We start from the raw sequence: 22,717 nt of genomic DNA, 5'->3' as shown, positions 1-22,717 counted from the left end.
AGCGCGCCGACGACGGCGCCGGCGCACTGGAAAACGGGACGGCCCGCGCCGCCCTCCCGCACTCGAGGTGGTGATGACAGACAGAGCGATACGCAGCCAGGCCTGGGCCGGCGGTTCCGACGCACCGGAAAAGAGCGCCCTGGACATCGGTTTCATGGCGCTGACCGATTCGGCCTCGCTGATCGTGGCCGCCACCCAGGGCTTCGCCCAGCCCTACGGCCTCACGCTCAATCTCAGGCGCCAACCGTCCTGGGCCGCCTTGCGCGACAAGCTGCTCAGCGGCGAGCTGGATGCCGCGCAGTGCCTGTACGGGCTGGTCTACGGCGTCCAGCTCGGCCTCGGCGGCAGCGCGGCAAGCGAGATGGCGGTGCTCATGGGACTGTGCCAGAACGGCCAGGCGATCAATCTTTCCGAACCGCTGAAGCAGGCTGGCGTGACCAGTGCGGAGGCACTGCTCCGGCATCGGCGCCAGAATGGTGCACGCCTGACCCTGGCGCAGACCTTTCCCACCGGTACCCACGCGCTCTGGCTGAACTACTGGCTGGCGAGCATCGGTCTGCATCCGCTGCACGACGTGCACAGCGTGGTGGTTCCACCGGCGCAGATGGTCGGCCATCTCCAGGCCGGGCGCATCGACGGGTTCTGCGCCGGCGGCCCCTGGGGCGCCCTGGCCGTGGACCAGGGCCAGGGCTTCACCATCGCCACCAGCCAGGCGATCTGGCCGGACCACCCGGAAAAGGTCCTCGGCACTACCCGCGCCTTCGTCGACGCCTACCCGAACACCGCCCGCGCGCTGGTCATGGCGGTCCTCGACGCCAGCCGCTTCATCGAACAGAACGCCGAGAACCGCCTGGGCACCGCGCAACTGATCAGCGGCCGCGACTATGTCGACGCTCCGCTCGGCGCGATCCAGCCGCGCTTCTTCGGCCGCTACCAGGACGGCCTCGGCAACGCCTGGCAGGACCCGCATCCGCTGCGTTTCTACGCCGACGGCGAAGTCAACCGGCCCTGGCTCTCGGATGGCATGTGGTTCATGACCCAATTCCGCCGCTGGGGCCTGCTGCGCGAAGACCCGGACTACCTGGGCATCGCCCGCAGGGTCCAGCAGACCGCGCTGTACCGCGATGCCGCGACGGCCCTTGGCCTGTGCCTGGACGGCGCCGACATGCGCCGCTCGACACTGATCGACGGGCGCACCTGGGACGGCAGCGACCCCGCCGGCTACGCCCGCAGCTTCCCGATCCACGCCCTGGCCGAAACCGGCCAGGGTATCGCCCCCTGACCCTGGTGCGCCCGCCATGCTGCGTATCCTGCTGATCGACGACACGCCGAAGAAAGTCGGACGCCTCAGGGCCGCCCTGCTCGAGAGCGGTTTCGAAGTGGTGGACGAGTCGGGGCTGACCATCGACCTGCCGGCGCGCGTCGAAGCGCTACGTCCCGACGTGATCCTGATCGACACGGAGTCTCCCGGCCGCGACGTGATGGAGCAGGTCTGCCTGGTCAGCCGCGACCAGCCGCGCCCGATCGTGATGTTCACCGACGAGCACGATCCGGGAGTGATGCGCCGCGCCATCCAGTCCGGGGTCAGCGCCTACATAGTCGAAGGCATCCAGGCCAGCCGCCTGCAACCGATCCTCGACGTCGCCATGGCGCGCTTCGAGAGCGACCAGGCGCTGCGCGCTCAACTGCAGGCGCGCGAGGCGCAGCTGGCCGAGCGCAAGCGCATCGAGCTGGCCAAGGGCCTGCTGATGAAGATGAAGCATTGCGGCGAGGAGGAGGCCTACACGCTGATGCGGCGCCAGGCCATGAGCCGCCAGCAGAAGCTGATCCAGGTCGCCGAGCAGATCATCGCCATGCACGACATGCTCGGCGGCTGAATCCGGCTGGGCAGCTGGCGATCATATCGCCAGCCACCCTGCTGGCCCCCGGCGCAGAGCGGCGCGGCTATGCTCGTGCGCCCGGAACGGCCCTATCCGTTCTGGGAGCTACCCTCTCGCCACCCTCGACTAGCATGACCAGGGAGGCCCGCAGTGGACGCCCAGGGCTAGGAGCCGCAGGCGTCCGCCCGAACCGCACCGCCGACTCAGCGGTCAGGAGATGCTCAGCATGATCGATCTCAGCACCTGGAACCTTACCATTCCCACCGAACCCACCCCGCAGGTGATCACCACCCAGCAACTCAACAACGGCTACCAGAGCCGGTACTTCCAGCAAGGCAACGATGGCGGCCTGGTCTTCTGGGTGCCCATCGACGGCTCGCACACCGAGGACAGCACCTATCCCCGCACCGAACTGCGCGAAACCCAGGCCGACGGCAGTCTCGACAACTGGTACTACTGGCAGGCCGACAACGAACTGCGGGTGACCATGAGCGTCGAGGAGGTCCCCTCGAAGAACAAGGTGATCATCGGCCAGATCCACAGCAAGTCGCCACAGACCGACGACGGCGAACCTCTGGTGAAGCTGCAGTACTACTACAAGCCCGAGGAAGGCCTCGGCCGGGTCGAGGCGCTGGTACGCAACCACCCGGACGATTCCTATAGCCGCAACGTGTCGATCCTCGAGCAGGTACGCCTGGGCGAGCGCTTCAACTACAGCCTGCGCGTCACCTCCAGCGGCGAGTTGGCGGTGCGCGCACGCAGCCAGGACGGCGAAGAGGACGCTTACTACCAGACCCTCGGCAGCGCCTGGAACGACCAGTTGCTCTATTTCAAGGCCGGCGCCTACGTGAACGACAACGCCGGCGACAGCGGCGAAGGCAGCCGCGTGACCATCTACCACCTGAACACCGCCCATCGCTGAACCGCCGACGGCGCAAGGACGCGCCGCCCCAGCCCTGTGCAAGCCCCCGACGCCTGCCACCGCGGCGTGCACGCCCGACGCCATGGTTGTCCCTGCAATCGCTCTACGCCGCGCTTTCGACAACTTGGCAAAGAGCTTGCTACGTCCTGCCTGACGGTAGCCAACGGCGGTTACCCATCCCCGACAAAGACGTCGCGCGGCCTCTCCTTCCCGGCAGAGGCCCGTGGCGTCTTCGTCGTTTCGCCCCAGCGTCGGGGCGGGTGGGTGGTCCGCTGTCGGACGCTCACCTTGTAGCGATGCAACTTCCGCCGGGCGGCCGTTCCGCCCCGATTCCGCTGGATACGAGGTGTTCGATGAACAACAGCTTCTGGAAGGCCGGCCATGCGCCGACCCTGTTCGCGGCGTTTCTCTATTTCGACCTGAGCTTCATGGTCTGGTACGTGCTCGGCCCGCTGGGGGTGCAGATTGCCGGCGATCTGCAACTGAGCACCCAGCAGCGCGCGATGATGGTCGCCACGCCGATCCTCGCCGGCGCCGTATTGCGCTTCCTGCTCGGCCTGCTGGCCGATCGCTGGTCGCCGAAGAGCGCCGGCATCCTCGCCCAGGTCATCGTCATCGCCGCCCTGGCGGCCGCCTGGCTGCTGGGCGTGAACAGCTATGCGCAGGCACTGCTGCTGGGGTTGTTCCTCGGCTTCGCCGGGGCATCCTTCGCCGTGGCCCTGCCGCTCGCATCGCAATGGTACCCGCCGCAACACCAGGGCAAGGCCATGGGCATCGCCGGCGCGGGCAACTCCGGCACCGTGCTCGCCGCCCTCTTCGCCCCCGGCCTGGCCGCCGCGTTCGGCTGGAACAACGTGTTCGGCTTCGCCCTGCTGCCGCTCGTCCTGACCCTCCTGGTGTTCGCCATGGTCGCGCGCAACGCCCCGCAGCGGCCGGCGCCCAAGGCCATGGGCGATTACCTGAAAGCCCTCGGCGACCGCGACAGCTGGTGGTTCATGTTCTTCTACAGCGTCACCTTCGGCGGCTTCCTCGGCCTGGCCAGCACCCTGCCCGGCTATTTCCACGACCAGTACGGCCTGAACCCGGTGACCGCCGGCTACTACACCGCCGCCTGCGTCTTCGCCGGCAGCCTGATGCGCCCGCTCGGTGGCGCCCTCGCCGATCGCATCGGCGGCATCCGCAGCCTGCTGATGGTGTACACCCTGGCCGCCATCTGCATCGCCGCGGTCGGTTTCCACTTGTCCAGCGCGATGGCCGCCCTCGGCCTGTTCGTGGTCGCCATGCTCAGTCTCGGTGCCGGCAATGGCGCGGTGTTCCAGTTGGTACCGCAGCGCTTCCACAAGGAAATCGGCGTGATGACCGGGCTGATCGGCATGGCCGGCGGCATCGGCGGCTTCTGCCTGACTGCCGGCATCGGCGCCATCAAGCAAAGCACCGGCGACTACCAGCTCGGCCTGTGGCTGTTCGCCAGTCTCGGCGTGCTGGCCTGGTTCGGCCTCCACGGGGTGAAGCGGCGCTGGCGCACCACCTGGGGCTCGGCCGCGGTTACCGCCGCGCGGGTCTGAGCGTGGGGCTGCGACTGAGCATCGGCGAGGCCAGCGCCTGCGGGCCTCGCACGGAAAACCAGGACGCGCTGCGGGTGGTCACCCCGGCGCCGGCCCTGGCCGCCAGCAAGGGACACCTGCTGGCCATCGCCGACGGTGTCAGCCAGTGCGCCGATGGCGGCCTGGCGGCGCGCAGCAGCCTGCAAGCGCTGGCCCTGGATTACTATGCGACTCCGGAAACCTGGGCCATCGTGCAGTCCCTGGACCGCCTGCTGCTGGCGCAGAACCGCTGGCTACAGGCCAACGGCGGCGGCCAGCCGCTGCTCACCACCCTCACCGCCCTGGTGCTGCGCGGCACCCGCTACACCCTGGCCCATGTCGGCGATTGCCGGGCCTACCTGTGGCGCGACGGCGAGTTGCTCCGGCAGACCAGCGACCACGTCTGGGAACAGCCGCACATGCAACACGTGCTGACCCGCGCCCTGGGACTGGACCAGCATCTGGTGGTCGACTATCTGGAAGGCGATCTGGAGCCCGGCAGCCAGTGGTTACTGGTCAGCGACGGCGTCTGGGCGACGCTGGGCGACAGCGGCATCCGCAGCATCCTGCGCAACGCCGAAGAGCCGCAGCGCAGCGCCGAGGCTCTGGTTCGCGCCGCCCACCTGGCAGGCAGCCAGGACAACGCCAGCGCCCTGCTGGTGCGCGTGGAAGCCGTGCCCGCAGGCAGCCTCGGCGACGCCCTCGCGCAACTGGGCCACTGGCCACTGCCGCCACCGCTGAAGCCCGACCAGCTCTTCGAAGGCTGGCGGGTCCGGCAGTTGCTCGGCGAATCCCGCCAGTCCCTGCTCTACCGGGTCGAAGATGGCCAGGGCCAACCCTGGCTGCTGAAGACCCTTCCCGCCGCACGTGCCGACGATCCGCTGGCAACCCAGGCCCTGCTGCTCGAGGAATGGTTCCTGCGCCGCGTCCAGGGCCGGCATTTCCCCGAGCTGCACGGATTGGCGCAACGCCAGCATCTGTATTACCTGATGCGCGAGCACCCCGGAGAGACTCTCGCCGAGCGCTTGCGCAACCATGGCCCGCTGTCGCTGCCGGAGTGGCTGGGGCTGGCCAACCAGCTGCTGCGCGGGCTTGGCCAGTTGCATCGACGCAACCTGCTGCACCGCGACCTCAAGCCGGAAAATCTCCACCTCGGCCGCGACGGCGAGCTGCGCCTGCTGGATTTCGGCCTGGCCTGGTGTCCGGGATTGTCGCGCGAAGACCCCCATCTGCTACCGGGTACGCCCAGCTACCTGGCGCCGGAGTGCTTCTCCGGCACCTCGCCCTCGGTGCGCCAGGATCTCTACGCCACCGGCGTCTGCCTCTACCAGGCGCTGACCGGGCGCTATCCCTATGGCGAGATCGAAGCCTTCCAGCACCCGCGCTTCGGTCGCCCCGCCCCGCCCAGCCGCTATCGCCCCGACCTGCCGGCCTGGATCGACGACCTGCTGCTGCGCGCCGTCGCCTGCGACCCCGCACAGCGCTTCGAGACCGCCGAGGAATGGCTGCTCTCGCTGCAACAGGGAGAAGCGTTGCCGGTCGCGGCACCCCGCCCATTGCTGGAGCGCGAACCGCTGCAGACCTGGCGCGCCATCGCCCTGCTGTCCCTGGCCGCCAACCTGGCGCTACTCCTGGTCTGGCTGAAGGGCTGAGTGGCACCAGCCCGGTGCGATACGCCCCGGCACGGAGCAGAAAGACCGCGGTGAGGCCCCGCGTTATCCCTGCAAGGCCATGGAGATAGGCAATAGCGCAAGTTGGCACGGCGCCTGCTTGGGTTCTCCCGACAATCGACAACAAAGCGCCTGCCTCAACGACGAGGCGGCGTTTCCCGACCGAACGGGACCTGGACAAAGGCGTCCTGCTGGCAACAGCGGGACGCCTTTTTTGTTTGCGCCAACCTTATGCAGGAGCTACTCCGCATGAAGAAGATCAAGCTGGTGATGGTCGGCAACGGCATGGCCGGGGTCCGTACCCTGGAAGAACTGCTCAAGCTCAACTCGGACTTCTACGACATCACGGTGTTCGGCGCCGAGCCCCATCCCAACTACAACCGCATCCTGCTGTCCCCGGTACTGGCCGGCGAGCAGACCTTCGAGGAAATCGTCCTCAACGACCTCAACTGGTATGCGGAAAACGGCATCAAGCTCCTCCTCGACCGCAAGGTGGTGCAGATCGACCGGGTCCGCCGCAGGGTGGTCGCCGCGGACGGCAGCGAGGCCGAGTACGACCGCCTGCTGCTGGCCACCGGCTCGGTCCCCTTCATCCTGCCGATACCCGGCAATCGGCTGCAGGGCGTGATCGGCTACCGCGACATCGCCGACACCCAGGCCATGATCGACTGCGCCCGGACCCACAGCCACGCGGTGGTGATCGGCGGCGGCCTGCTCGGCCTGGAGGCGGCCAACGGCCTCAAGCAACGCGGCATGGACGTGACCGTCGTGCACCTCTCCGACTGGCTGCTTGAACGCCAACTGGACCGCACCGCCGGCAAACTCCTGCAAGGCGCGCTGGAAGCCCGCGGCATCCGCTTCCGCCTGAACACCCAGACCCAGGAACTGATGGACAACGGCAGCGGCCGGGTCTGTGCCGTGCAGTTCAACGACGGCGACGTGATTCCCGCCGACCTGGTGGTAATGGCCGCCGGTATCCGCCCCAACACCGAGCTGGCCGAAAGCGCAGGCATCCCCTGCAACCGCGGCATCCTGGTCAACGACACCCTGCAGACCTACGACCCACGCATCTATGCGGTCGGCGAATGCGCCAACCACCGTGGCATCGCCTACGGCCTGGTTGCGCCGCTGTTCGAGCAGGCCAAGGTCTGCGCCAACCACCTGGCTCATCTCGGCTACGCCCGCTACCAGGGCTCGGTGACCTCGACCAAGCTCAAGGTGACCGGTATCGACCTGTTCTCCGCCGGCGACTTCATCGGCGGCGAAGGCAGCGAGACCATCACCCTTTCCGACCCCATCGGCGGCGTCTACAAGAAACTGGTGATCAAGGACGATGTACTGGTCGGCGCCTGTCTCTACGGCGACACCGCCGACGGCGGCTGGTACTTCCGGCAGATCCGCGAGAACCACAACGTCGCGCAGATCCGCGACCACCTGATGTTCGGCGAGAACGCCCTCGGCGATGTCGGCCACCAGGGCCAGAACAGCGCCGCGAGCATGCCCGACACGGCCGAAGTATGCGGCTGCAACGGCGTCTGCAAGGGCACCATCGTCAAGGCGATACAAGAACACGGCCTGTTCAGCGTCGACGAAGTCAAGAAACACACCAAGGCCGCCAGCTCCTGCGGCTCCTGCGCGGGATTGGTGGAACAGATCCTGATCAGCACCGTCGGCGGCGCCGCCGACGTCAAGCCGAAGAGCGAGAAGGCCATCTGCGGCTGCAGCGACCTCAACCACGGGCAGATCCGCAAGGCCATTCGCGAACACCGGCTGACCAGTCTCGACGCCGTCATGCGCTTCATGGACTGGAAGACCCCGAACGGCTGTGCCACCTGCCGCCCGGCCCTGAACTATTACCTGATCTCGACCTGGCCGGGAGAAGCCAAGGACGATCCGCAGTCGCGCCTGATCAACGAACGCGCCCACGCCAACATCCAGAAGGACGGCACCTACTCGGTGGTACCGCGGATGTGGGGCGGCGTGACCAACGCCGCCGAGTTGCGGCGCATCGCCGACGTCGCCGACAAATACCAGGTGCCGATGGTCAAGGTCACCGGTGGCCAGCGCATCGACCTGCTGGGGGTGAAGAAGGACGACCTGCCGGCCATCTGGAAAGACCTCGACATGCCCTCCGGACATGCCTACGGCAAATCCATCCGCACCGTGAAGACCTGCGTCGGCAGCGAGTTCTGCCGCTTCGGCACGCAAAACTCGACGCAGCTGGGCATCGATCTGGAACACGACCTGTTCAACATGTGGTCGCCGCACAAGGTCAAGCTGGCGGTCTCCGGCTGCCCGCGCAACTGCGCCGAGGCCGGGATCAAGGACGTCGGCATCATCGGCGTGGACTCCGGCTGGGAGATGTACATCGGCGGCAACGGCGGGATCAAGACCGAGGTCGCGGAGTTCTTCGTCAAGCTCAAGACCGCCGAAGAAGTGCGCGAATACAACGGCGCCTTCCTCCAGCTCTACCGCGAGGAAGCCTTCTACCTGGAGCGCACGGTGCATTACCTGCAGCGGGTCGGCATGGAGCACATCCGCAAGGCGGTGGTCGAGGACGCGGAAAACCGCAAGGCGCTCAACGACCGCCTGCAATTCGCCCTGTCCTTCGAGCAGGACCCATGGAAGCAGCGCATCGAACAGCCGCAATTGAAGAAGGAGTTCGAACGGATTCCGCTCAAGCAACTGGAAAACGTCTGAATCCCTTGTCCGGGCCGTCCCACGGCGGCCCTCCCCCTACCGGAGTGAACCGATGAACTGGCTGGATATCTGCGCCCTCGATGAAATCAACCCGCTGGGCTCGCGCGTGGTCGCCGGCCCGAAAGGCGACATCGCCATCTTCCGCGCCTCCGACGACCAGGTCTTCGCCCTCGATGACCGCTGCCCGCACAAGGGCGGCCCGCTGTCCCAGGGCCTGATCTACGGCAAGCGAGTGGCCTGTCCGTTGCACAACTGGCAGATCGAACTGGAGAGCGGCGAAGCCGTGGCCCCGGACCAGGGCTGCGCCCATCGCCACCCGGTGCGGGTGGAGAACGGACGGGTGCTGCTCGGCCTGGACAGCGTGGCGCTGTGCGCCTGATCTCTCGCCGATAACAGGAGCCGAGCATGTCGACAGATTCCCCGCTGCGCACCACCGCTTCGACCTGCTGCTACTGCGGCGTGGGTTGTGGCGTCCTGATCGAACACGACGGCGAACGCATCCTCGGCGTGCAAGGCGATCCTCGGCACCCGGCCAACTTCGGCAGACTCTGCAGCAAAGGCGCCAGTCTGCACCTGACCGGCGACCTCCAGGCCCGCGCGCTGTACCCCCAACTGCGCCTAGGCAAGCAACTGGCGCGGGCTCGCAGCGACTGGGAGAGTGCCCTGGAACATGCCGCCGGGCGTTTCGCCGAGACCATTCGCGAACACGGGCCGGACAGCGTGGCCTTCTATATTTCCGGCCAGTTGCTGACCGAGGACTACTACGCCTTCAACAAGCTGGCGCGGGCCCTGGTCGGCACCAACAACATCGACAGCAATTCGCGCCTGTGCATGTCCTCGGCGGTGGTCGGCTACAAGCGCAGCCTGGGCGCCGACGCACCGCCGTGCAGCTACGAAGACCTCGACTGCGCCGATTGCGTGCTGATCGCCGGCAGCAACATGGCCTTCGCCCACCCGGTCCTGTTCCGTCGCCTGGAAGCCGCCAAGGCCGCTCGGCCGGAGATGCGCATCGTGGTGATCGACCCGCGGCGCACCGACACCTGCGAGCTGGCCGACCTGCACCTGGCGCTGCTGCCCGGTACCGACGTCGCACTGTTCCACGGCATCCTGCATATCCTGCTCTGGGAGGACTGGATCGACCGTTCGTTCATCGCCGAGCATACCGAGGGTTTCGCCGACCTGAAGGAACTGGTGCGCGACTACACCCCGGCCGCCGTCGCCGACATCTGCGGCATCGACCGCGCCGACCTGCAGCGCTGCGCCGAATGGATCGGCCGTTCGCCGCGCTTCCTTTCGCTCTGGTGCATGGGGCTCAACCAGTCCAGCGCCGGCAGCGCCAAGAACAGCGCACTGATCAACCTGCACCTGGCCACCGGCAAGATCGGCCGCGCCGGATGCGGGCCGTTTTCCCTCACCGGCCAGCCGAACGCCATGGGCGGTCGCGAGACCGGCAGCCTGGCCAACCTGCTGCCCGGCCACCGCGAAGCCGCCGATCCCGGCCATCGCGCCGAGGTGGCGCACTACTGGGGCGTGGAACAGTTGCCCACGTCCCCCGGTCTCAGCGCCATCGAGCTGTTCGATGCGGTCCACGACGGCCGGATCAAGGCGCTCTGGATCGCCTGTACCAACCCCGCGCAATCGCTGCCGGACCAGCGCAAGATCCACGAGGCCCTTGCCCGCTGTCCCTTCGTGGTGGTCCAGGAAGCCTTCGCCGGCACGGAAACCTGCCAATACGCCGACCTTTTGCTTCCAGCCGCATCCTGGGGAGAAAAGGAAGGCTCCGTGACCAATTCGGAACGGCGGGTCAGTCATGTCCGTCGGGCCGTTCCGCCCCCCGGGGAAGCACGCCAGGACTGGAACATCGTCTGCGACTTCGCGCGCCGCCTGGAAGGGCACCTGCGACCCGCTAAACCCGGCCTGTTCGCCTTTGCCGACAGCCGCAGCCTGTTCGACGAATACAAGCTGCTTACCGCCGGCCGCGACCTCGATCTTTCCGGCCTCAGCTACGCACTGCTCGACCGCCTGGGGCCGCAGCAGTGGCCATTTCCCACTGGCGCGGAGCAAGGCACCGCACGGCTCTATGCAGACGGCCGCTTCCCTACCGCCTCGGGACGCGCGCAACTGGTCGCCGAACCCTACCGCGCCGCCCAGGAAAAACGCGACGCGCGCTACCCGCTGACCCTCAATACCGGACGCTTGCGCGACCAGTGGCACGGCATGAGCCGGACCGGCACCTGCGCACGCCTGTTCGGCCATGAAGAGGAGGCCCTGGTGCACCTGCATCCCGAGGAACTGCGCCGCCGCCAACTGCGGGACGGGCAGCTCGTGCGCCTGAAGAGCCGGCGTGGCGCCCTGGTCCTGCCGGTGAGCGCAGACGACTCGGTGCGCCCCGGCCAGGCCTTCCTGCCGATGCACTGGGGCGATCGCTTCCTCAAGGGCCTGGGCTGCAATGTCCTGACCCTGCCGGCGTTCGACCCCCTGTCGAAACAACCCGAACTCAAGCACGCCGGGGTTCAGGTCGAATCCGTCGAACTGCCCTGGCGCCTGTTCGCGCTGGTGGAAACCGATATCCAGGCGCGTTTCGAGGCCCTCCGTGCGCTGTGCGAAGTCTTCGACCACGCCAGCTTCAGTCTCGCCGGACGCGAGCGCCCCGCCCTGCTGGTCAGCGCCGCACACCATGAGGCACCTGGCGCAGACCTGCTGGAGCGGATAGATCGCCAACTCGAATTGCTCGACGGGCCGATCCTCGCCTACGACGACCCCCGGCGCGCCATCGGCAAGCGCGTGCGCCTCGAAGACGGGCGCATCGTCGCCGTCCGGCTCGCCGGCGAAACCCTCGCCCGCGACTGGTTGAAAGAGCTCTGGCTTACCGGCCGGGCCGATAGCGAGCTACGCCGCTGGCTGCTCGCCCCACTCGGCGCGGCACCGGGACGACCCAGCCAGGGTGCGGGCGGCAAGACCCTGTGCAGTTGCCAGAACGTCAGCCAGCAAACGGTGCTCGGCGGCATCGCCCGCGGATTGGACCTGGACGGATTGAAGCGCGAGTTCGGCTGCGGCACCGGCTGCGGCTCCTGCGTACCGGAAATCAAGAGACTGCTGGCGGCCCCCCGGCCCATGGCGGCGAATGCCTGAGGAGAACGACGATGAGCGGTAAGGTCTGGCTGGTGGGTGCGGGTCCCGGCGATCCGGAACTGTTGACCCTGAAGGCAGTTCGCGCCCTGCAGGACGCGGATGTGGTGATGGTCGACGATCTGGTCAACCCGAGCATACTGGAGCACTGTCCGTCCGCCCGGCTGGTCCGGGTCGGCAAACGCGGCGGCTGCCGCTCCACACCGCAGGACTTCATCCAGCGCCTGATGCTGCGGCATGCCCGCCAGGGACGCAGCGTGGTGCGCCTGAAAGGCGGCGATCCATGCATCTTCGGCCGCGCCGGCGAAGAAGCCGAATGGCTGGCCCGGCACGGGATAGACAGCGAGATAGTGAACGGCATCACCGCCGGGCTGGCTGGCGCCACTGCCTGCGGCATACCGCTGACCTACCGCGGCATCAGCCGCGGCGTGACCCTGGTGACCGCGCATACCCAGGACGACAGCCCGCTGGCCTGGGAAGCCCTGGCACGCAGCGGTACCACGCTGGTGGTCTACATGGGCGTCGCCCGACTCGCGGAGATCCAGGCCGGGCTGCTGGCTGGAGGCATGGCCGAGGATACGCCGCTGGCGATGATCGAGAACGCCACCTTGGGCAACCAGCGCGAATGCCGCAGCAACCTCGGCGAGCTACTGCGGGACGCCGGACGTTTCGCCTTGAAAAGCCCGGCGATCCTGGTGATCGGCGAAGTAACCCGCGACATCGTGTCGCAACCGATTTCCCTGAGCGCCTGACGAGCGGTCTTTTTCCAGGCAAAGAAAAACCCGGCCTGAGCCGGGTTTTTCCTTAGAGGCTCAGCCGATTACTTGGCTTCAGCTTCTACTTCGGCTTCAACGCGACGGTTGATAGCGCGGCCTTCAGCGGTGGCGTTGTCGGCAACCGGGCGGGACTCGCCGTAACCAACAGCGTTCACGCGACCACCTTCTACGCCGTACTCGTTGACCAGTACGTCACGAACGGCGTTGGCACGACGCTCGGACAGCTTCTGGTTGTAAGCGTCGGTGCCGACGGAGTCGGTGTGACCTTCAACGGTGGTGGAAGTGGACGGGTACTGCTTCATGAAGTCAGCCAGGTTCTTGATGTCAGCGTAGCTGTTCTCTTTGACCTTGGACTTGTCGAAGTCGAACTTCACGTCCAGCTGTACGCGTACGACTTCGGCGACAGCCGGGCAGCCGTTGGCGTCAACGGTGACGTTGGCCGGGGTATCCGGGCACTTGTCGACGTTGTCGCAAACGCCGTCGTTGTCGGAGTCGGAGCAAACGTCGGCAACCGGTTCCGGAGCCGGAGCGGCTTTCGAACCACCGAAGTTGAAGCCGACGCCCAGGCCAGCCATCCACTCGCCCTGGTGACCGTTGTCACGCTTCTCCAGACCGTACTGGCCGTCGAGGCTGGCCTTGGCGAAGAAGTTCTCGGTGAAGTAGTACTTCAGACCAGCGCCGATGTTGGCCATGGTCATCTGCTGACGGCCTTGGCTGTCGCTGTTGATGTTGGTGATGTTCTGGTGAGCCAGACCAGCCGACACGTACGGACGCAGACCTACGCCCGGGGTACCGAAGTGGTAGATGGCGTCCAGAGAGGTCAGGTTGCCGTGGACCTTCTTGTTGCCGGTTTCGTAGGTGCCACGAACGTCATGGTACTCACCGTAGGACAGCGCCAGCTCGACGTCGTCGGTCAGGAAGTAACCGATCGAGCCGCCGTACAGGTCCGCGTTCTTCATGTTGCGAACGCTGTCGGTGAAGTAGCGCTTGCCGAAGGCTTCGATCTCTACCGAGTTCTGGCCCTGGGCAAAGGCGTTCATTGCCGAAGCGGCAACCAGCGAGCCGATGACAACGCCTAAGGTGTTCTTCAGTTTCATCCGTTAAATCCCCATCTTGATGGTCAGTTAGTTGTCCAACAATCAGCCGCACAACTTGGGTGGCAAGTTTATCAGAACTTCCCGCATAGAGAGACAATATTTACCCAACTATGTTTCGGTCGCATCTGAAAACTTTTCGCGCAGGCGGTCCAGTGCCCGCTTGTAGCGCATTTTCGTCGCACTCAGACCCATGTGCATGATATCCGCTATCTCCTGAAACTCCAGTTCCGCGACGAAGCGAAGAACCAGAATCTCCCGATCTATCGGATTGACATGGACGAGCCAACGATCCAATCCGCCCCGCTCCTCAACCTTCGGCGACTTCTCCTCGGAAGCCTCCTCCAGCGGGTCGAGGCTGAGCGCATCCATCAATCGGCGCTTGCGGCGCTCCTTGCGGTACTGCGTGATGCACTCGTTGTACGTGATGCTATATAGCCACGTTTTGAACTTCGACTTGCCCTCAAAGTTCTTCAACCCGTACAAAACTTTCAGCATCACCTCCTGGCACACGTCGTCCGCGTCGCGGTCGTTGCCCAGGTAGCGGGCACAGACGTTGAACAGCGTGCGCTGGTAACGCCGCATCAGTTCTTCATAGGCGCGCGTCACGTGGAACAGCTCCGAGTGCGCACGCTCGACCAGCTCTTCATCGGAAAGCTGGCGTGGGTCATACCGCTGTGACAGGGGGTGAGGCTTATTCAAGTGAGATCAGGCCAGTCATATCGTAAGCCGGGCCGCCCTGCAGAGCAGCCACGTCCATTATCTCTCCCGGATCAGCGGCTGGTAACTCGCTGATCGAGCAGTAGACGGTTGGCCAGCGACACAAGCTCTCCCTCTTCCGTCAGCAGGATGGTCTTGACCGTACCTATCTCTTCAATAGTGCCTTCAACGTCACCCACTTTCACCTGTTGTCCGACCTGATACAGCTCGCGGACGTAGATTCCTGCAATGATCTGCCCGGCGACCTCGCGGCTGCCCAGGCCCAGGGCCAGCGCAGCGGCCAGGCCGACGGTGATCAGGACGATGGCGATGATGTAGTTGAGCAGGTCGGTCTTGACCTCGAGCTGCCCCACCGCCACCGAGATGCTGATGATGATGACCAGCCACTGGGCGATCCGCCCCAGGCCGTTCGCGTATTCGAGGCCGACGCCGTCCGCTGCGCCGCGCACGACGCTGTTCACCAGTTGCGCCAGGAGCACGCCGACGATCAGCACCAGGGCCGCGCCGAACACCTTGGGCAGGTACAGGGCGAGGACGTCCAGCGTGGCGGATACCCGCTGCAGGCCGAGCGACTCGGCGGCGGATACGAGGAAGACGAGCAGCACGAACCAGTAGACGATCTTGCCGACCAGCGTCGAGACCGGAACCTGGATACCGACCCGGGCCAGCAGCTTGGTCAGGCCGGTGCCACCCATCAGCCGGTCCAGGCCCAGCTTGGCCAGCAGCTTGGAAAGCAGCGCATCGAGCAGCTTGGCGATGACGAAGCCGAGCAGAACGACCACCAGGGCGCCGAGCAGGTTGGGAATGAAGCCTGCCAGCTTGCCCCACAGGGTGTTCATCGCGGTCAGCAAGCTCTGGGTCCAGATATCGAATTGCATGTTCACTCAGCCTTGTCAGCAGAAGATGCGTTTTTCGCGGAAATACGGGAAACCGGCGCCAGATGCGGCGAACCGTTGTTGATGCCGATCATCAGCGCCTGCAGCCAGTGCCCCATGAGGCTGAACAGGTCACCGGCGCCGACCTGGCGATTGGCGGTCTTCAGCACCCGTCCCAGACGCGCGTCGTCGTCCGGCTGGGGAGCCGAAGCCTTGAGCAGGTCCCGCAGGGACTCTTCGAACGGATCGTGCATGCGCACCTCATGTCTGTACGAGGGAGTGACGCACTCTCCTCACCCCAGGTCACGTCAGAGCCAGCGCAGCCGACGAAATACCCACCACTGGAAGGTGGCGACCCCGCCGATCAGCAGGCAGGCCAGCCAGAACCCATGCGGTGCATCCGCCCCTGGAATGCCGCCGACATTGATTCCCAGCAGGCCGGTGACGAAGCTCATCGGCAGGAAAAAGCCGGTGATTATACCAAGGAGATACATGGTGCGGTTCATCCGTTCGGTAATTCGCCGCGACTCGGCTTCCTGCAGGACGCTGATGCGCTCCCGTATCAACTCGAGTTCTTCGAGATTCCGCGTCAGCCGGTTGTTCAGCTCGTTCCAGTAATCGGCGTCGTCCTCGACGAACCAGGACAGCTTGTAGCGCGCCAGTTGCGAGTAGATGTCCCGCTGCGGCGCCAGGTAGCGCCGCAACCCCGCCGACCGGCGGCGCAGGGTACGCAACTGGTGCTGGTCGGGACTGGCGCGCTCGTCCGCCTCGACCAGCTCCTCGACAGCATCGAGCTGGTCGGCTATCCCGCTGATCAGCGTGTCGACGCGATCGGTCAGGTAGTGCGCGAGGTAGTACACGACCTCGGATGCCGTCTTCGGCCCTTTCCCCGCCTCCAGGTCCTCGAGCAGATCGGCCACCGCCTTCAGCGGCCGCAGGCGCAGCGAGATCACCCGGCGCGCGTCGGCGAATACCCGCAGCGAAACCATGTCTTCCGGCTCCGCGCCCGGATTCAGGTTCACTCCACGGAGGAACACCAGCAGGCTTTCGGCCCCGAGATCGAGCAAACGGGGGCGGGTCGCCTCCTCCAGCAGCAGATCGCAGGCGAACTCGCTGAGCCCCGCGGAATCCCGCAGCCAGGCCTGCGCTTCCGGTACGCCGCGGTCCCAGTGCAGCCAAAGGCTCTCCTCCGGCAGCAGGTCGAGCACCGCTATCTGGTTGCGTCCGACACGGCGTCCGCCGCCGCGCCCGTTGAGGACGTAACCATAGATCAAGCCGCGCTCGTCACCCGACTCGTACGCTTGCATTGCGCTTCCCTTGGTAAAACGACCATTTCGACAGTAAAAACACAAGTCCGGCACCAGTCAATTCATGGACTTGCGGCACAACCTTAAAGCCAGTCCTGAGACCCATATGCGCGCCTCGGGTTCATTCCAGCAAAAAGCCCCGGGACGCTGCCTGCGTCACCGGGGCCGGAACGGCTGTTAAAAAGCCCTATTCGGGCATCTTCAAGGCCTGCGGAGAAACGATGATGCCGTTGTTGTCGGCATACACGAACTCGCCGGGGCGGAAGGTGACGCCGCCGAAGGTCACGGCGACGTTCAGATCGCCGATGCCGCGCTTGTCGGTCTTCAGCGGATGACTGGCCAGGGCCTGGACGCCGAGGTCGGTCTGGGCGATCACGTCGACGTCACGGATGCAGCCATACACGACGATCCCTTCCCAGCCGTTCTTCGCCGCTTTCTCGGCCAGCATGTCGCCCAGCAGGGCGCGGCGCAGCGAACCACCGCCATCGACGACCAGGACCTTGCCCTTGCCGTCCTTGTCGACCTGCTCCTTGACCAGCGAATTGTCTTCGAAGCACTTGATGGTGACGATCTCGCCACCGAAGGAGTCGCGGCCGCCGAAGTTGCTGAACATGGGTTCGACGACCTGGACCAGCTCAGGATAGGCATCGCACAGATCGGGAGTGACGTAATGCATGGGAAGCTCCTGTGGGTGAAGGGATCGGCTCGGGCAGCTCCGGAGGATCATCGGCCGCCCGCCCCGGCGGCGCCGGCGTGACCGGAGCCGCCATTTGCGTCACATGTTAGCCGCTGATTCCGGCTTCCGATACGTCTAGCGCCTCGCCCCACGCGGATTCGTCGCGCACCGGCGATCACTGGCGCAGCCAGCGCTCCACCAAGGGCCAGACCTCTAGCTGGGCCGCCTTGCCGATCAGCATCTCGATATGCCCGTAGTCCTCGGCGTAGCCAGCCTCGCGTCCGAGCAACAGGTATTCGCGCTCGGACGAGGCGAACTGCTCGAACAACTTGCGACAGGCCCAGGACGGGTCCTGCCGGTCCCCAGCCCCGGCGACCGCCAATAGCGGCACGTCGACTGCGGCGAGCCCCTTCCACCAGTCGTTGCCCGGCTCGCCGAAGCGGCCGAACAGCCCATGCCAACGCAGGACCTCCAGCGCCACGCCGACCGGCTCGTCTTCCGGGCCCTGCCGCCAACGGCTTCCGGATAGCGCGTCGACGCGGCGCAGCAGCAGGCGCGCGAGGATGCCTGCCATGGGCAACCTGAACAGCCAGTGCGCGGTGCTGACCTGGCTACCGAACAACGCCACGGAAGCGATCCGTGCCTGGTCCAGGTAGCCCCCGCCCAGTCCCGCCGCCAGCACCACCCCACCGAGGGAGTGGCCAATCCAGTGCGCCGGCTGCCCGCACTGCTCGTGGATGAAGGAGGCCAGCGCCGGCAGGTCGTAGCGCGCGTAGTCGGCGACCCGGTTGTCCCGGTAACCATCGTTGCGAATCGACAGGCCATGGCCGCGCATTTCCGGCAGCCAGACATCGAACCCCGCCCGCGCCAGGTAAGGACCTAATCCGAGCGCACGCGGCGAGTACCAGAAGCGGCGGTTGGAAAAACTCCCGTGCAGGAGGATCACAGGCGGTCCGCGCCGCTCGCCGGCGGCCTGCTGTCCGAGCCGGGTTACGACCAGCTCGACGCTGGCATCAGGGCTGTTGCCGGGCTTCAGGCGGTAGATGTCTTCGGTAAGATCGGCGCGCAATTCGGCGCTGACCAGGGCGACAGGAAAGAGGCGACTACTGCTTTGCATGCTTGTCTTGTACAGGAGGCACGAAAAAGGGCGGTGTTACCCGCCCTTTCCGGATACAGCGAGGACCGATCAGGCCTGGTCTTGCCCCTCGGCGAGGAAGAACCAGGTATCCAGCACCGAGTCGGGGTTCAACGAGACGCTCTCGATGCCCTGCTCCATCAGCCAGCGGGCCAGGTCCGGGTGGTCCGACGGACCCTGGCCGCAGATGCCGATGTACTTGCCGGCCTTGTTGCAGGCAGCGATGGCGTTGGCCAGCAGCTTCTTCACCGCCGGATTGCGCTCGTCGAACAGGTGGGCAACGATGCCGGAATCGCGATCCAGGCCCAGGGTCAGTTGGGTCAGGTCGTTGGAACCGATGGAGAAGCCATCGAAGAACTCGAGGAACTCGTCGGCCAGCAGGGCGTTCGACGGCAGTTCGCACATCATGATGACCTTCAGTCCGTTCTCGCCGCGCTTCAGGCCGTTCCCGGCCAGCAGCTCGACCACCTGGCTCGCCTCGCCCAGGGTGCGCACGAAGGGCACCATGATCTCGACGTTGGTCAGGCCCATTTCGTTGCGGACCTTCTTCAGCGCACGACACTCCAGCTCGAAGCAGTCGCGGAACGACTCGCTGATGTAGCGCGAGGCGCCACGGAAGCCGAGCATCGGGTTCTCTTCTTCCGGCTCGTATAGCTTGCCGCCGATCAGGTTGGCGTACTCATTGGACTTGAAGTCGGACAGGCGCACGATGACCTTCTTCGGCCAGAACGCCGCGGCCAGGGTGCTGATGCCCTCCACCAGCTTCTCGACGTAGAAGCCGACCGGATCGGGATAGCCGGCGATGCGCTTCTCCACGCTTTCCTTGATGTCCGCCGGCAGGCCGGCGAAGTTCAGCAACGCCTTGGGGTGCACGCCGATCATGCGGTTGATGATGAATTCGAGGCGGGCCAGGCCCACGCCTTCGTTCGGCAACTGGGCGAAATCGAAAGCGCGATCGGGATTGCCGACGTTCATCATGATCTTGAACGGAAGGTCGGGCATGGCGTCGACCGAGTTCTTGCGCACATCGAAACCGAGTTCGCCTTCGAAGATGAAGCCGGTATCGCCTTCGGCACAGGAAACGGTCACCCCCTGGCCATCCTGCAGGATCTGGGTGGCATTGCCGCAACCGACCACCGCCGGGATGCCCAGTTCGCGAGCGATGATCGCCGCGTGGCAGGTGCGCCCGCCGCGGTTGGTGACGATGGCGCTGGCGCGCTTCATCACCGGCTCCCAGTCCGGGTCGGTCATGTCGGAGACCAGGACGTCACCCGGTTGGACCTTGTCCATTTCCGACACGTCGTTGATCACCTTGACCGGACCGGCACCGATGCGCTGGCCAATGGCACGTCCTTCCACCAGGACGGTCCCCTTCTCTTTCAGCAGGTAGCGCTCCATGACCGTGGCGCTGGCGCGGCTCTTCACGGTTTCCGGGCGTGCCTGGACGATGTACAGCTTGCCGTCGTCACCGTCCTTGGCCCATTCGATGTCCATCGGGCGGCCATAGTGCTTCTCGATGATCATGGCCTGCTTGGCCAGCTCGGTGACCTCGGCGTCGCTCAGGGCGAAGCGGGCGCGATCGGCGCGATCGACGTCCACTACCTTGACCGAGCGACCGGCCTTGGCCTCGTCGCCGTAGATCATCTTGATCGCCTTGCTACCCAGGTTGCGGCGCAGGATGGCCGGACGCCCGGCTTCCAGGGTCGGCTTGTGGACGTAGAACTCGTCGGGGTTCACCGCGCCCTGAACCACGGTCTCGCCCAGGCCGTAGGCACCGGTGATGAAGACCACGTCGCGGAAGCCGGATTCGGTGTCCAGGGTGAACATCACCCCGGCGGTGCCGGTTTCCGAGCGGACCATGCGCTGCACGCCGGCGGACAAGGCGACCAGCTTGTGATCGAAGCCCTGGTGCACGCGGTAGGCGATGGCGCGGTCGTTGAACAGGGAGGCGAAGACCTCTTTTGCTGCGCGGATCACATTGTCCACGCCGCGGATATTGAGGAAGGTTTCCTGCTGGCCGGCGAACGAGGCGTCCGGAAGGTCTTCGGCGGTAGCGGAGGAACGCACTGCCACGGCGAGGTTGTCGTTGCCGTTGGCCAGGGCGGCGAAGGCCTGGCGGATCTCGCTGTCGAGACGGGCCGGGAACTCGGCTTCCATCACCCACTGGCGGATCTGCGCGCCGGTCTTGGCCAGGGCGTTGACGTCGTCGACGTCCAGGGCGTCCAGGGCCGCGTGGATACGGTCGTTGAGGCCACTCTGCTCGAGGAAGTCACGGTAGGCCTGGGCGGTGGTGGCAAATCCGCCGGGTACGGAAACGCCGGCACCGGCCAGGTTGCTGATCATCTCGCCGAGGGATGCGTTCTTGCCCCCCACATGCTCTACATCATGGACGCCGAGCTTATCGAGGGAAACTACGTACTCTACCAAGGTGATCTCTCCACTATTGAATTGGAAAAGCTCAAGCGGGGCCAGGAGCAGCTCCGCTGGATTCTGGCCTGGCCCTTAGAAATAAGTGACAATGCTGCGACAGAAAGGCCTCTGACAACGCGCGGCCTATCATAGCCAAGAATCGTTCCTACCTTAAGGCTTTCGGTGCAAATGAAACGAACCGCATTCTTCATCTCGGACGGCACCGGTATCACCGCCGAAACCCTGGGCCAAAGCCTTCTGGCACAGTTCGAGAACATCAGCTTCGTCAAACTGACGAGACCGTACATCGATACCGAAGAAAAAGCGCGCGCCATGGTACAGCAAATCAATAATGCTGCCGAGTCGGACGGGGCCCGCCCGATCATCTTCGATACCATCGTGAACCGCGACATCCGGGCGGTCCTGGCGCAATCCAACGGTTTCATGATCGATATCTTCGCCACCTTTCTTTCGCCTCTGGAACAGGAGCTTTCGGCCGACTCGTCCTATTCGGTCGGCAAGTCCCACTCCATCGGCCACAACTCCAACTACATGGATCGCATCGAGGCGGTGAACTTCGCCCTCGACAACGACGACGGCGCCCGCACCCACTACTACGACAAGGCCGACCTGATCCTGGTCGGCGTCTCGCGCTGCGGCAAGACGCCCACCTGCCTGTACATGGCCCTGCAGTATGGCATCCGCGCCGCCAACTACCCGTTGACGGAAGAGGACATGGAGCGCCTGCAACTGCCGAACGCCCTCAAGCAGTACAAGCACAAGCTGTTCGGCCTGACCATCGACCCCGACCGCCTCACCGCGATCCGCAACGAACGCAAGCCCAACAGTCGCTACGCCAGCTTCGCCCAGTGCGAATTCGAGGTACGCGAGGTCGAAAGCCTGTTCCGCCGCGAAAACATCGCCTACATCAACTCCACGCATTTCTCGGTGGAGGAGATTTCCGCAAAGATCCTCGTCGAAAAAGGCGTGGAACGGCGCTTCAAATAACCGCTCCGGGGCCAGCGGCTCGGCACCGCCAAGGTCCCTTGCCCGCTTCCGGTAACGCTTCGAGCCCCTGGATGGAATTTCGTTTCATCCCAGGAGCAAAACCCCGACCAAGTGGTATAAGCGGCTGTCGCTGCCGAAAAACCGCGTGATAGAATGCGGCCCGCATGCGCCTGGCGGGGCGCCCGGCATGCCCGGCCTGCCGAGCGCAGGTCGATGACGCAGGGTTTTCCGTCACGGACTGGACAGCGATCGCAAGATCGACCCGCCGAACGCGACACCAACCAGGACTTATGAAACTCAAGCCCTTAGCTCCCCTGCTCTGCCTATTCATCGCCGTACCAGGCCTGAGCGTAGCCGCCGAAAAGACGGTCTACGGCCTGAACGAATACGCGCGCATCAACGACCCGGACATCCAACTGGCCGCCAAGCTCGACACCGGCGCCAAGACCGCCTCCCTCAGCGCCCGCGACATCAAGCGTTTCAAGCGCGACGGCGAAACCTGGGTGCGCTTCTACCTGGCCACCGACAACGCCGACGACACCCCGATCGAGAAGCCCCTGGCGCGGATCAGCAAGATCAAGCGCCGCCACGGCGACTTCAACCCCGACGAGGGCAAGGCCTATACCGCCCGTCCGGTGATCGAGCTGCAGGTCTGCATGGGCAAGGCGATTCGCACCATCGAAGTGAACCTGACCGACCGAAGTGCATTCCAATACCCGCTTTTGATCGGCTCGGAGGCCTTGAAGAAATTCGACGCACTGGTCGATCCGAGTTTGAAATACTCGGCCGGGAAACCCGGCTGCAAACCTGATGCAAAACCTGCTGAGTAAACG

General features: G+C 65.3%; 18 protein-coding genes and 1 pseudogene. 11 read left to right on the top strand and 8 right to left on the bottom strand.

Annotated elements, in window-relative coordinates; translation table 11 throughout:
• The first annotated feature begins 73 nt into the window (after positions 1-73).
• From HMPREF2914_RS24115 to cobA, 9 genes are all read left to right on the top strand, one after another.
• Entirely contained in the window at positions 74-1,282 is a 1,209-nt protein-coding gene (locus tag HMPREF2914_RS24115) for a CmpA/NrtA family ABC transporter substrate-binding protein (protein WP_023091968.1), read from the top strand.
• A gap of 16 nt (positions 1,283-1,298) precedes the next feature.
• Positions 1,299-1,877: an ANTAR domain-containing response regulator gene (locus HMPREF2914_RS24110; RefSeq protein ID WP_003087868.1), complete on the top strand. Its 579-nt coding sequence runs from the start codon at positions 1,299-1,301 to the stop codon at positions 1,875-1,877.
• 229 nt (positions 1,878-2,106) lie between these two features.
• Positions 2,107-2,802 (top strand): polysaccharide lyase family 7 protein, encoded by a 696-nt coding sequence (locus tag HMPREF2914_RS24105; RefSeq protein WP_017148930.1) that lies wholly within the window; start codon positions 2,107-2,109, stop codon positions 2,800-2,802.
• A 353-nt stretch (positions 2,803-3,155) separates the two neighbouring features.
• The gene (locus HMPREF2914_RS24100; RefSeq protein ID WP_070702864.1) at positions 3,156-4,367 is read left to right on the top strand and encodes a NarK family nitrate/nitrite MFS transporter; all 1,212 of its coding nucleotides are present in this window, start codon (positions 3,156-3,158) and stop codon (positions 4,365-4,367) included.
• Positions 4,368-4,441: 74 nt separating this feature from the next.
• Positions 4,442-6,037, top strand: coding sequence for a bifunctional protein-serine/threonine kinase/phosphatase (locus HMPREF2914_RS24095; RefSeq protein WP_229039901.1), 1,596 nt, complete (start codon positions 4,442-4,444; stop codon positions 6,035-6,037).
• Between the two features lie 267 nt (positions 6,038-6,304).
• Positions 6,305-8,755 (top strand): nitrite reductase large subunit NirB, encoded by a 2,451-nt coding sequence (gene nirB / locus HMPREF2914_RS24090; protein ID WP_003139951.1) that lies wholly within the window; start codon positions 6,305-6,307, stop codon positions 8,753-8,755.
• A gap of 52 nt (positions 8,756-8,807) precedes the next feature.
• A complete protein-coding gene (gene nirD / locus HMPREF2914_RS24085; RefSeq protein ID WP_003139953.1) occupies positions 8,808-9,134 on the top strand; it encodes a nitrite reductase small subunit NirD in 327 nt (108 codons plus the stop codon).
• Positions 9,135-9,160: 26 nt separating this feature from the next.
• The gene (locus HMPREF2914_RS24080; RefSeq protein WP_003144730.1) at positions 9,161-11,887 is read left to right on the top strand and encodes a nitrate reductase; all 2,727 of its coding nucleotides are present in this window, start codon (positions 9,161-9,163) and stop codon (positions 11,885-11,887) included.
• 11 nt (positions 11,888-11,898) lie between these two features.
• Positions 11,899-12,636, top strand: a complete 738-nt coding sequence (gene cobA, locus HMPREF2914_RS24075) for a uroporphyrinogen-III C-methyltransferase (RefSeq protein WP_003087845.1) — start codon at positions 11,899-11,901, stop codon at positions 12,634-12,636.
• Between the two features lie 68 nt (positions 12,637-12,704).
• Here cobA and oprF read toward each other — a convergent pair whose 3' ends face one another.
• The 8 genes and pseudogenes from oprF to ppsA all read right to left on the bottom strand — a co-directional run bounded on the left by oprF (position 12,705) and on the right by ppsA (position 20,894).
• Complete coding sequence (gene oprF / locus HMPREF2914_RS24070; RefSeq protein WP_003087843.1) at positions 12,705-13,757, bottom strand: outer membrane porin OprF; 1,053 nt, start codon at positions 13,755-13,757, stop codon at positions 12,705-12,707.
• A gap of 108 nt (positions 13,758-13,865) precedes the next feature.
• The gene (sigX, locus tag HMPREF2914_RS24065; RefSeq protein ID WP_003098059.1) at positions 13,866-14,456 is read right to left on the bottom strand and encodes an RNA polymerase sigma factor SigX; all 591 of its coding nucleotides are present in this window, start codon (positions 14,454-14,456) and stop codon (positions 13,866-13,868) included.
• Positions 14,457-14,527: 71 nt separating this feature from the next.
• Positions 14,528-15,352, bottom strand: a complete 825-nt coding sequence (locus HMPREF2914_RS24060) for a mechanosensitive ion channel family protein (protein ID WP_003087830.1) — start codon at positions 15,350-15,352, stop codon at positions 14,528-14,530.
• Between the two features lie 2 nt (positions 15,353-15,354).
• Positions 15,355-15,609 (bottom strand): hypothetical protein, encoded by a 255-nt coding sequence (locus HMPREF2914_RS24055; protein WP_003120308.1) that lies wholly within the window; start codon positions 15,607-15,609, stop codon positions 15,355-15,357.
• Between the two features lie 48 nt (positions 15,610-15,657).
• The gene (locus HMPREF2914_RS24050; protein ID WP_003098062.1) at positions 15,658-16,656 is read right to left on the bottom strand and encodes a zinc transporter ZntB; all 999 of its coding nucleotides are present in this window, start codon (positions 16,654-16,656) and stop codon (positions 15,658-15,660) included.
• A gap of 187 nt (positions 16,657-16,843) precedes the next feature.
• Positions 16,844-17,332 (bottom strand): ribonuclease E activity regulator RraA, encoded by a 489-nt coding sequence (gene rraA, locus HMPREF2914_RS24045; RefSeq protein ID WP_003087823.1) that lies wholly within the window; start codon positions 17,330-17,332, stop codon positions 16,844-16,846.
• 106 nt (positions 17,333-17,438) lie between these two features.
• A pseudogene (locus HMPREF2914_RS24040) lies at positions 17,439-18,449 on the bottom strand (alpha/beta fold hydrolase).
• 69 nt (positions 18,450-18,518) lie between these two features.
• Positions 18,519-20,894: a phosphoenolpyruvate synthase gene (gene ppsA, locus HMPREF2914_RS24035; protein ID WP_003098065.1), complete on the bottom strand. Its 2,376-nt coding sequence runs from the start codon at positions 20,892-20,894 to the stop codon at positions 18,519-18,521.
• Positions 20,895-21,065: 171 nt separating this feature from the next.
• On the opposite strand from ppsA, the gene HMPREF2914_RS24025 reads away from it, so the two are divergent.
• Both HMPREF2914_RS24025 and HMPREF2914_RS24020 read left to right on the top strand, forming a co-directional pair.
• On the top strand, positions 21,066-21,884 hold the full coding sequence (locus tag HMPREF2914_RS24025) for a posphoenolpyruvate synthetase regulatory kinase/phosphorylase PpsR (protein ID WP_003087813.1): 819 nt from the start codon (positions 21,066-21,068) through the stop codon (positions 21,882-21,884).
• A 290-nt stretch (positions 21,885-22,174) separates the two neighbouring features.
• The gene (locus HMPREF2914_RS24020; RefSeq protein ID WP_003087811.1) at positions 22,175-22,714 is read left to right on the top strand and encodes a retropepsin-like aspartic peptidase RloA; all 540 of its coding nucleotides are present in this window, start codon (positions 22,175-22,177) and stop codon (positions 22,712-22,714) included.
• The last annotated feature ends 3 nt before the right edge of the window (positions 22,715-22,717 follow it).

The sequence above is a fragment of the Pseudomonas sp. HMSC067G02 genome, from assembly GCF_001813485.1.
Classification (GTDB): Bacteria; Pseudomonadota; Gammaproteobacteria; order Pseudomonadales; family Pseudomonadaceae; genus Pseudomonas; species Pseudomonas aeruginosa.
The sequence above is the reverse complement of the archived record's forward strand: the minus strand, read 5'-3'. Positions and strand labels throughout refer to the sequence as shown.